This window comes from Streptomyces sp. NPDC002088, from assembly GCF_040296605.1.
GTDB lineage: Bacteria > Actinomycetota > Actinomycetes > Streptomycetales > Streptomycetaceae > Streptomyces.
The window spans coordinates 429,174-436,649 of the sequence record NZ_JBEOXO010000007.1 but is presented as its reverse complement, the minus strand read 5'-3'; the positions used below and the strand labels follow the sequence as shown (position 1 = coordinate 436,649).

Below are 7,476 nucleotides of genomic sequence, written 5' to 3'. Positions count from 1 at the left end.
CCCATCGTGCCGTTCGCGATCAGCTGCTGATAGCGGGCGTTGGACTCCGTCGCCGTACCGAAGCCCGCGTACTGACGCATCGTCCACGGACGGCCTGTGTACATCGACCGGTACACACCACGCGTGAACGGATACGCCCCCGGCTCACCCAGACTCTCCGCCGGATCCCAGCCCTCCAGCACCTCCGGCCCGTAGACCGGCTCGATGGGCAGTCCGGACTCCGACTCACGCGCCATGGTGTGTCGCCTCCTGGTTACTTGCCAGTACAAACCGACCGTGCGACGGAGGGTCCTGGAAACCACAATGCCGCGCCGTTCGTGTGCCGTCATCCGCGGGGAACATCTCAGATGACATCGTGCACGATCAGCGCACTCCGGTGAGCCGAACGGCGGGGCGACAGTGAGACGAGGGGGGTCCGTGATGCGTAGTACGGGCATGGGGAGACCGACTCGTACGGACAGCGGGAGACCGATCGCCACCCTGGCCGCCGTGGCGGCCCTGACCGCGCTGGCGACGGTGTGCGGCTGCACCGTGCAAACCCCGGACGGGGACGGCAAGAACCGTTCGCCGGTGCACATCGACATCACCAGTACGGCGCCGAGCACGCCCGGCGCGTCCCGTACACCCGCCCGCTCCGACGACAAGCCGAGCGCCGCCCCGACCACGTCCGCCGCCCCGGCGGTGCTGTGGTCGGCCGGGGACACCGGGCGGGACGTACGCGAACTCCAGGCCCGGCTGCGTCAGGTCGCCTGGCTCTTCGACGGGCCGACGGGGACGTACGACGATCTCACCGAGGAGGCGGTCAAGGGCTTTCAGGGCAAGCGCGGGCTGCCGAGGACGGGTGAGGTGGACTCCGTCACCTGGCAGCGGCTGCTGGGGATGACGCACGAACCCGGCCCGTGGGAGTTGTACCTGATGGGCGGGCAGCCGGCCGCCGCGCCGGACCCGCGCTGTCTGACGGGCCGGGTGCTGTGCATCAGCAAGTCGAGCCGCACCCTGCGCTGGATGATCGACGGGCGGACCGTGTCGACCATGTCGGTCCGGTTCGGCTCGCAGTACACCCCCACCCGGGAAGGCGTGTTCCACGTCTACTGGAAGTCCCGCCACCATGTGTCGACGCTCTACGACTCCCCGATGCCGTACGCCATGTTCTTCAGCGGCGGTCAGGCCGTGCACTACTCGTACGACTTCGCGGCCCGCGGGTACGCCGGCGCCTCGCACGGCTGCGTCAACGTACGGGACGAGGCGGCGATCGCGGAGCTGTTCGCGCAGGTGAGGAGCGGCGACAAGGTCGTCGTGTACTGGTGACGCCGCAGAGCGCGGAAGAGGATTCGGGGCGCGGGCGGGACCGGGGGAACGTGTCCCGCCCGCGCCGGGTGCACGTGCCGTAGGTACGGGGGGAACCCCGGCTCCGTGCGACGGCCGATGACCAGTCGGCTCACTTATCACTGCGTCGTGGCCGCAGAAAACGTCACACCTGTTGCGAAAAAAGTTCAACGCGCTACGAAACCGCAGGTCAGAGGCGTGCGCCGGTGCGTGCGTTCACACCATTCCGGTGGTCGTCGCGGCCGCTGCCGCTGCCGCTGCCGGGGGCTATGCCCTGGCCGTCGCCGTTCTCGCCTTCGCCGTCTTTATCGCTTTTATCGCCTTTGCCGCTCTGGTCTCCTTGGTCACCGCTGCCGTCGAGGCTCTCCCCGTTGGAGTCGTCCTTGGAGTCACCTTTGGACTCCTCCCTGGACTCCTCCCTGGACTCCTCCTTGGCCTTGGTGTCCTGGTCGGCGGCGGCGCTGTCGAGGATGCCCTTGCAGTACTTCCACACGCGCGTGGAGCCGCCCGCGACGCCCTCCAGGGCGCGTCGGCGTTCGGCGCCCAGGTCCCGCCCGGCGCGCACGTCCTGGCAGGCCGCGGTGGCACCGCTCCACGACGAGCCGGTGCCGGTACCGGCTCGGTCGCCGGAGTCGCTGCCCTCGGCACCGGCTCCGCCGTTCGTACCCCGTGCCGTGTCCCGGCCGGCGGAGCCGGTGCTGTCGGGCGTCGCCGGGCCGGTGGCGCCGCCCGCGGTGCCGTACGGCGCGGGCGAGACGAGCGGGCGGTCGGGGCTCGCGGCGGCCGAGACGGAGGCGGCGGGGCCCGGTTCGACGCCGCCGAACGGCGTGGGCAGGACTCCGGTTCCGGCCGCCACCGCGACCCCGCCGACCATGCCGACGGCCAGCGCGGCGGACAGTCCCAGGCGCACCGGGCGACCCCAGCGGGGGCGGTCGGCGACCGGGGCGGGGCGGCCGAGTCGGACAAGCCCGGCATCCACGGAGTAGGAGGTGCGGGCGTGCGCGCGGTGACCAGCGGCCGACCGCTCGGCGCCGCGGGCGGTGCGCGCCGCGCGGAACGCGGCCAGCGCGGCGGCCTCGCCGGGGAGTTCGGCGCTGCTCAGCGGGGGTGTCGCCGCGGACAGCGCGCCAAGAGTCCCGGCGAGGCGTTCGGCCCGGTCGCGGGCTGTGGCGTCGACAGCGTTGTCGAGCGGCTCCCCGCGCAGCAAGCGCTCCGCCGTTTCGCGGTCCAGCCACCTGTACTGCTCGTCGGCCATCACATGTCCTTCTGCGTCCGCGCGCGTGGATGCGTCACACCGGCGGACGTCACCGCGCGGCCGCGCGGTTCTCGCTGTGTCGGCAGGGCGTCGAGGCCGCCGGCCGATTCCGGATCGGCGCCGAGGAGTTCGGCGAGCCGCTTCAGACCGCGGTGCGCGGCCGTGCGGACGGCACCCGGCCGCTTGCCGAGCGTCTCGGCGGCGGTCTTGGCGTCGAGGCCCACGACGACACGCAGCACCACCGCCTCGGCCTGGTCCTGCGGCAGCCGGGCGATGAGGGAGAGGGTCCGGTCGGTGGCCAGGGCCTCCATGGCCTCGCCCGCGGTGTCGGACTCGGCGGCCTTGGCGGTCAGCTCGGTCTCGTCACCGCCTATCGCGGGTCGGCGCCCACGCATCCGTATGTGGTCCAGGGCGCGGTTGCGCGCTATACGGGCGGCCCAGCCGCGGAAGCGGTCCGCGTCCCCGGTGAACCGCTCCAGGTCACGGGCGATCTGCAGCCATGCTTCGGAGGCGACGTCCTCGGCGTCGAGGTCGCCGACCAGCGTCCGTACGTATCCGAGCAGCCTGGGGTGCACCGTGCGGTACACAGTCCGGAACGCGGTCTCGTCCCCGTCCTGTGCCGCAAGCACCGCGGCCGTCAGCTCCGCGTCGTCCCCCAGCACCGCGCCCCTTTTGCGCCTAAGCCGGCGCCGCTCTCGCGGACCGGGTCCTCGCCGTCGTGGTTGCTCAATCGATGGTTGCGGTCACAGGCTCCGTGGTGGTCACGGCAGTCCGCCGCTGTCCGCGGTACGGCGCGAAAGGCACGTTACGGCGTGAAACCGCTGCTCGTCCATGTCGGTAGAACATGCAACTAACTCGTGACTCAGCAGGTGTGACAGAAAACGCACTCATGGCGCTGTAGGAAATACGGGCCGCCGCGCGGCCCGTGCCGCGCGACGGCCGGGGCCTCTCCTGTGGGGGGTGGCGGCCCCGGCCGTTGCTTTGGCTACGAGTTCTCGGGGCCCGCGGGCGCTCCCAGGTCGCGTACGGCCCCGAAGGCCTTCATGTCGACTCCCCCGGTTTCCGGGGGCCGTCATCCGTCACACCTCCGGCCGCCGGGCCGTCCACGCCCAGTTGGCGGGCGATGCGGCGCAGGCCCCGGTGGGCGGCGGTGCGGACCGCGCCGGGGCGTTTGCCGAGGACGCGGGCGGCGGCCGGCCCGTCCAGGCCGACGACGACCCGGCGCAGTACGGCCTCGGCCTGGTCGGGCGGCAGGGCGCGGATCAGGTCGAGGGCGCGCTCCGTGGAGAGGGACTCCAGCGCCTGATCGTGGGTGCTGTGCGGGCCGGGCAGGTCCAGTACGTCCGGTTCGAGCGGCGCCGCCTGGGGCCGTACCCGGCGGCGGCGCAGATGGTCGAGCGCGCGGTGCCGGGCGATGGTCGCGGTCCAGCCGCGGAAGCCCGCCCCGTCCCCCTTGAACCGCCCGAGGTCGCGGGCGATCTCCAGCCATGCGTCGGCCGCCACGTCCTCGGCGTCGTCGCCGACCAGCCCGCGCAGATAACCGAGCAGTCCCGGCTGCACGATCCGGTACGCCACCGCGAACGCGGTCTCGTCCCCCTGCTGGGCCAGCGTGACCGCCGCGCCCAGCTCCCCGTCGTACGCCTGCGCGCGCCGGGGTTCCCCTCCCTGGCCCAAGACAGTCCTCGTTCATGCCGAGTTCGTAGCCGCCTCGCGTGCGGAGCCACTGCGTGGCGCGTCTCCACGGTCATCTGCGTCTGTCCTGGAAGAAGTGTCACAGTCCTGGAAGAAGTGTCACAGCTCGTCAGGCGGGGTCCGCCCCGTCGAACCAGTCCCTCCCGGCCGCCCGGTGCGCGGCCCAGCCGGCGAACCCCGGCCCCTGCTGCTCAGCCACCCGCGCTCTTCGGCGCCGTCGCGTCCCGGCACAGCAGCCGCAGCGACCCGTGGCCCGCGAAACACCGGCGGGCCTCGTCGATCGGGTCCCACAGCCGTCCGTCCGGGGTGCGGATCCAGTGGTCCCCGCCCGTCGCCCACCACTCCGCGCCGGTCTGACGGGCGATCACCTCACCGGCGTACGCGCCGAAGCCGCGCAGCACGCCCTCCGCGGCAGCGCTCGGAGTGCCCTCCCGACGTAGCTCCTCGATCATCCGGTCGACCCGCCACAGGCTCTGCGCCGAGTAGTCGAGCCGCAGCCGCGCGCCCTCGCGCATCGCGGTCACCACGTCCGCCGCCCACCGCACGGGTCTGGTCGCGGCGTGGGGCCTGGTCCCCTGCTGTGCAGTTCCAGTCGTCACATAGCTCGTCCCATAGGTCGTCACATTGAGAAGAGCGAGGTCAGCGGCCTTTTCGTCACCCGGATCCGAGGGGTTCCCGCAACCGGTGCAGGACCGCCCCACCTCCCTCGCACGAAGGGCACAGGATTCGCTCAGGATCGGGGTTTGCGCCCCTGTGCGCCCTGTGCGCCCTGTACCCCGTGTGCGCCCCGCGCCCGCCGCGACACCACCGCGCGCAGCACCCGCCGCCCCTCCGTGGACACGTCCAGCGCCCGACGCAGGCCGCCCGCGCCGTGCTCGGCGAGCAGTTCCAGGACGGTGATCTGACGGCGCAGTTCGGCGGCGACGAGCGGCGGCATGCCCTGCATACGACCCGCACGGCGGGAGTCGACCGGGGAGGCGTCCTCGGCCGGGTCGAGGAGCCGGTGGATCTGGAGCGAGGCGACCGAGCAGGCGTCGGCCCACAGCCGCACCTCGGCGGCGGTTCGCACGGCCGGGGCGGCGGCGAGCATCCGGTGGGCGAGGAGGGCGGCTTCGTTCTCGGCGGACCGGGCCGGCTCGGCCAGCTTCTCGCGCGCCTGCTCCAGCGACTCGCCCCAGTCATCGGCGCCGGAGCCGTCCGCGAGGCTCCCCCACAGCGGCCGCAGGATCTCGTCGTCACCGCCGAGCAGCGGCACGCACCGATCCAAACAAGCCAGTCCGCTCGCGGCCAGTCCGCGTTCGTCGGCCTGACCGATGAGGTCCACCAGGCTCATTCACGCCTCCCTCGCCGGGGCGCCATCCCTTACGGAGCCCGCACTTCCCCTTACTGCGTGCGACCGCTCCGTAGTGTCACAGGGGCACCACGCCGAGCCGGTCAAGCAGACGGAAGAAGAGGTTTTCAGCCAACGGGTCCGCGTCGGCGGACACGCCCCGGGTTTCACCCCAGCCGCGCCGCCAGCGCCTTGAACTCCGTCCAGGAGAGGGCGGGTGTGCCCGGGTCCCACAGCTTCTGGACCGTCGCCCGCAGCGGCATGCGGATCCCGGCCGCGACCTGCTCCTGGGTCTGGGAGTTCGCGAGGTCGCACCAGACCGCGAAGGAGCCGCCGAGGATCTGGTCGTCGTACCTCGCCGGCACCTCCGCCGTCTTGCGCAGGACGCGCGGGTTCCACTGCTCGTAGATCCGCTGTCCCGTCGGGTAGACGAAGGTCTGCGGCTGTCCGAGCACGTAGTAGAGGAACTCGTCGTTGTAGTTGAGCACCTTGCGCCCCGCACTCAGGTACTCCGTCGGCTCCCGGGCCCCGATCTCCTTGCCGGTCCAGTAGGCGACCTGAAGGTCCTCGGCGGGCTGCACGGACGTACCGCGGAAGAAGCCGTCGTTCCAGACCCGCATCGTGCGGTCGTGGGCGCGGACGGTGTCGGCGCGGCCGTTGAGCCAGCCGGTGGTGAGGTCGGCGACGGTTCCGGAGGGGCCGTACGCGTCCATGGCCGCGGCGGCCAGCTGCGGGTAGGAGGCCGCGGGGTTCGCCACCGTCAGCGCCTGGTACTCGTCGCCGCCGAGGTGCCACTGACTGCCGGGGAACAGGCCGGCGTACTCGTCGAGCAGGTCGTCGACGATCGTGGCGGACTCGTCCTTGGAGATGTCGATCGCCCCTCGCGTGGCCACCCCCTGCGCGTTGCGCAGCTGGAGGTCGGGGTGGGCGGCGATGACGGCGCCGAGGTGACCGGGTGAGTCGATCTCGGGCACGATCGTGATGTGCCGGCTCTCGGCCAGCTGGACGATCTTCGTGACCTCGGCCTTGGTCAGATGCTGCTGGGACACGATCTCGGGATGGGTCGTGGACTGGATCCGGAAGCCCTGGTCGTCCGAGAAGTGCAGCCCGAGCTCGTTGAACTTCAGGTCGCCCAGCTCGCGCACCCGGTCCTCGATCCAGGAGGCGGTGAAGTGCTTGCGCGCGATGTCCAGCATGAACCCGCGCCGCGGCTTGGCCGGCTCGTCGCGCACGACGCCCTCCGGGGCCGCGGCGCCGCCGTGCACCTCCTGCTTGAGGGTGCGGGTGCCGTAGAAGACGCCCGCGTCGGCGGGCCCGCTGATGGTCACCCGGCCGCCGCGCACGGTCATCGCGTACGACTCCGGGTCCGCGCCCTCGTCGTCGTTCAGCGCCAGCCGTACGTCCCCGGCGCGCACGTCGCTCTTCTCGCCCGCGTACGTCAGCCCCAGCTCACCGGCGACCAGCCGAGCCTCGTCGGCCAGCTCGCTGTCGCTCACGACCACCCGGTATCCGGACGCCGGCCGCCAGCCCGGACCGCGCGCCGGGGTGTGGGCCCGTACGGCGGGGATGGTGCGCGGGGTCCGGGAGAGGGCGTAGGTGCGGGTGGGGGAAGGACTCGGGCTCGACGCCCGTCCGGCGGAGGTCTCGCCCGAGGAGGTGGCCACGGACGGGCTGCCGGAGGCCTGCCCTGCCGCCGAGCCCGCGGGGCTCCCGTCGTCGGAGGCCCAGAGCCCGAGGCCCGCACCGAACGCGGCGATCGCGGCCCCGATCAGCAGCGCCCGCTGCCTCACCTTCTTCTGCGGCGCCCGGCGCCGGTGCTCGCTCACGGCGCCAACCTACGACTCCTGATGCATCGACGGTGTCCACCACGCGT

At 72.5% G+C, this 7,476-nt stretch carries 8 protein-coding genes; 1 reads left to right on the top strand and 7 read right to left on the bottom strand.

Going from position 1 to position 7,476, the window contains the following annotated elements; genetic code table 11:
* The coding region (locus tag ABT114_RS18490) for a methylmalonyl-CoA mutase family protein (RefSeq protein WP_351143723.1) at positions 1-236 on the bottom strand (236 nt) is incomplete at its 3' end.
* 184 nt (positions 237-420) lie between these two features.
* On the opposite strand from ABT114_RS18490, the gene ABT114_RS18485 reads away from it, so the two are divergent.
* Positions 421-1,308, top strand: a complete 888-nt coding sequence (locus ABT114_RS18485) for a L,D-transpeptidase family protein (protein WP_502988340.1) — start codon at positions 421-423, stop codon at positions 1,306-1,308.
* Positions 1,309-1,516: 208 nt separating this feature from the next.
* On the opposite strand, the gene ABT114_RS18480 is transcribed toward ABT114_RS18485, so the two are convergent.
* The 6 genes from ABT114_RS18480 to ABT114_RS18455 form a co-directional block, all read right to left on the bottom strand.
* Positions 1,517-2,581, bottom strand: coding sequence for a hypothetical protein (locus ABT114_RS18480; RefSeq protein ID WP_351143719.1), 1,065 nt, complete (start codon positions 2,579-2,581; stop codon positions 1,517-1,519).
* On the bottom strand, positions 2,581-3,243 hold the full coding sequence (locus ABT114_RS18475) for an RNA polymerase sigma factor (RefSeq protein ID WP_351143717.1): 663 nt from the start codon (positions 3,241-3,243) through the stop codon (positions 2,581-2,583). The genes ABT114_RS18480 and ABT114_RS18475 overlap by 1 nt, the downstream gene beginning before the upstream one ends.
* Before the next feature lie 379 nt (positions 3,244-3,622).
* Positions 3,623-4,255 carry an RNA polymerase sigma factor gene (locus ABT114_RS18470; RefSeq protein ID WP_351143715.1) on the bottom strand — a complete coding sequence of 211 codons (633 nt, stop codon included), beginning with the start codon at positions 4,253-4,255 and terminating at the stop codon, positions 3,623-3,625.
* Between the two features lie 209 nt (positions 4,256-4,464).
* Positions 4,465-4,872 (bottom strand): hypothetical protein, encoded by a 408-nt coding sequence (locus ABT114_RS18465; protein WP_351143713.1) that lies wholly within the window; start codon positions 4,870-4,872, stop codon positions 4,465-4,467.
* 131 nt (positions 4,873-5,003) lie between these two features.
* Positions 5,004-5,606: a hypothetical protein gene (locus ABT114_RS18460; RefSeq protein ID WP_351143712.1), complete on the bottom strand. Its 603-nt coding sequence runs from the start codon at positions 5,604-5,606 to the stop codon at positions 5,004-5,006.
* 164 nt (positions 5,607-5,770) lie between these two features.
* Positions 5,771-7,429 carry a beta-N-acetylhexosaminidase gene (locus ABT114_RS18455; RefSeq protein ID WP_351143710.1) on the bottom strand — a complete coding sequence of 553 codons (1,659 nt, stop codon included), beginning with the start codon at positions 7,427-7,429 and terminating at the stop codon, positions 5,771-5,773.
* Between the last annotated feature and the right edge of the window lie 47 nt (positions 7,430-7,476).

Coding starts and splice junctions, on each gene's coding strand:
- ABT114_RS18485 (WP_502988340.1), top strand. CDS start 421: ATGCGTAGTACGGGCATGGGGAGACCGACTCGTACGGACAGCGGGAGA.
- ABT114_RS18480 (WP_351143719.1), bottom strand. CDS start 2,581: ATGGCCGACGAGCAGTACAGGTGGCTGGACCGCGAAACGGCGGAGCGC.
- ABT114_RS18460 (WP_351143712.1), bottom strand. CDS start 5,606: ATGAGCCTGGTGGACCTCATCGGTCAGGCCGACGAACGCGGACTGGCC.